Below are 2,132 nucleotides of genomic sequence, written 5' to 3'. Positions count from 1 at the left end.
ATGCTGTCACCGGTAAGGCGCTGGGTCCGACCAGCTGCCGCAAGCTGATGGAAGAGTCAGGCGCGGCCAATGAGGAGATCTGCATCGGCTGCCCGTTCGTCGGGCGGGTCCAGGGGCCGCTCGGTGCGGCGCGGTTCAAGGACCCTGCTCCGGCCCCGGTGCTGACCGAGCTGGTGGGTGCCACCGTGGTCGAGACCGTCATGCCAGACCCGCCGCCACCGTTCACTCGCATGAAAGGTGGCGGGATCGCCGTCAGTGCCAAGAACGCCGACGGCAACATGGTCGAGGAAAAGATCTATGACTATGACCTGTTCCCGGTGCGCCGCCTATCCAACCCGACCCAAGGCATCGAGCAGCAGGTCTGGCGAGTAATTCTGCCGCGCGAGGAGCCGAAAGACTTCACGCTCGACGCCGATATGCTGTATGACAGTCGCAAGTTCGTGACCGCGATTGCCAATCAGGGGATCTATCCGAACAAGGGTCACATACCAACACTGCAGGAATATATGGTCGCTTACATCGCACAGCTGCAGAAACTGGTGGACGCCGACGCCCAGTGCAACCACCTGGGGTGGGCCGACGATTACACGCGCTTCATTCTGCCGGACAAGGTGATCGCCGCCGATGGCACCGCCCGATCGGCCCAGCTCAGCCTCGGCGCGCAGCGCGCATCAGCGCAGGTGCACAAGAAGGGCAGCATCCACGAACAGATTAGACTGCTAAAATTCTACGACCACCGCCAATATCTACCGAACCAGTTCTACATCGTCGGCGGCCTCGCCGCGGCGGTCTTCCATCTGACCGGGCACCATGGAGTGATCATTAATGCCTCGGGCGACGCTGGCGCTTCTAAGTCGACATCACTTTATACTGCTGCGTCGCTCTGGGGCCAGCCAGAGCTCTACCCGATCAACGGCACGAACAACGGAGCCACCGTGCGCGGTAGAAACGAGCGGGTTACCGTTCTGGCCAATCTCCCGGTCTGCGTGGATGAGATCACACACATGCCGGTCAAGGATGCCATCGACCTCGCGATGTCGATCACCCAGCCGGGGCACCGCATCAGACTAGAGACCAGCGGCGTCGAGCGCGCCTCGGTAGGCAGCTACAAGTCGACCATCATGCTCGCGACCGGCAACAACTCGTTGCACGGCCTGCTCTCCACCGACAACGCCGCCGGCACCGCCGGGTCGATGCGCGTGTTCGAGATCAGGTTCGAGGCGAACAAGGTCCACAAGAAGCACGAGGCCGACGAATATCTCCACGCGCTGAAGGAGAATTACGGTCACATCGGCGAGGCGTTCATCCTCCACGTCATCAAGAACCTGGAGAGCGTCAAGAAGCGCATCCGCGCCAAGACCAAGGAGATCGACCTCGAGCTCGGCATCCAGTCGTCCGAGCGATTCTGGTCGGCGGCGATCGCCACCATCCTCGTCGCGTGCGAGATCGCCAATGAGCTCGGCCTGCTCAGCTACGACCCCGTGGCAATGAAGCAGTGGGTGATCGACGTTCAGGTCCCGCAGATGCGCGGCGTCGTCAAGGACGAGTATAGCGACCCGCTGGCGATCCTCGGCGACTATCTCGAGCAGATCAACAGCAACATCCTGGTGATGGAGAAGGTCCGGCCGCAGCAGGGCAACCTCTACAACAACCTCCAGCGAAAACCGATGGGTGCGATGCTCGCCCACTACGACACCGACGAGCAGATGCTCTACGTGCTCAAGAAGGGCTTCAAGGACTATTGCACGCGCATCGGCGGCAACTCGATCAAGATCCTCGACGACCTCCACATGGTCCGCGACGGCAGCCGCATCGTCGCCAACCGCAACACCCGCCGCACGCTCGGCGCAGGCACCGAGTTCGCCAAGGCGCAGTCGTGGTGCTTCTCGATCAACATGGCCCACCCAGACGTATCGGGCGCGGTCGATCTGACACTCGTGACAGGGGGGCCTGTGGGGGGGAGCACGGCGGGGGTCGATCAAAAGGCACCCGGGCTCCAACTCGTCACTTGAACGTCCGCGTGCGTGCGTTCTGCCACAACTGCGGGGCAGACGTCGTCGCCGACGCACCCATCATCCTCGACAAATGGTCAATGATTGGCCTCGGCTACCCGCTCTGCTACAACGGCCGCC

The 2,132-nt window shown here is 62.3% G+C and carries 1 protein-coding gene; it reads left to right on the top strand.

The window, feature by feature from the left end; translation table 11 throughout:
- A partial coding sequence (locus RMO04_RS21075) for a DUF927 domain-containing protein (protein ID WP_309646730.1) occupies positions 1-2,012 on the top strand: 2,012 nt, incomplete at its 5' end.
- Between the last annotated feature and the right edge of the window lie 120 nt (positions 2,013-2,132).

The organism is Phenylobacterium sp., from assembly GCF_031412415.1.
In the GTDB taxonomy this organism is placed as follows: domain Bacteria; phylum Pseudomonadota; class Alphaproteobacteria; order Caulobacterales; family Caulobacteraceae; genus Phenylobacterium.
Note: the sequence above shows the minus strand (reverse complement) of the source record. Positions and strands in the feature narration are given on the sequence as shown.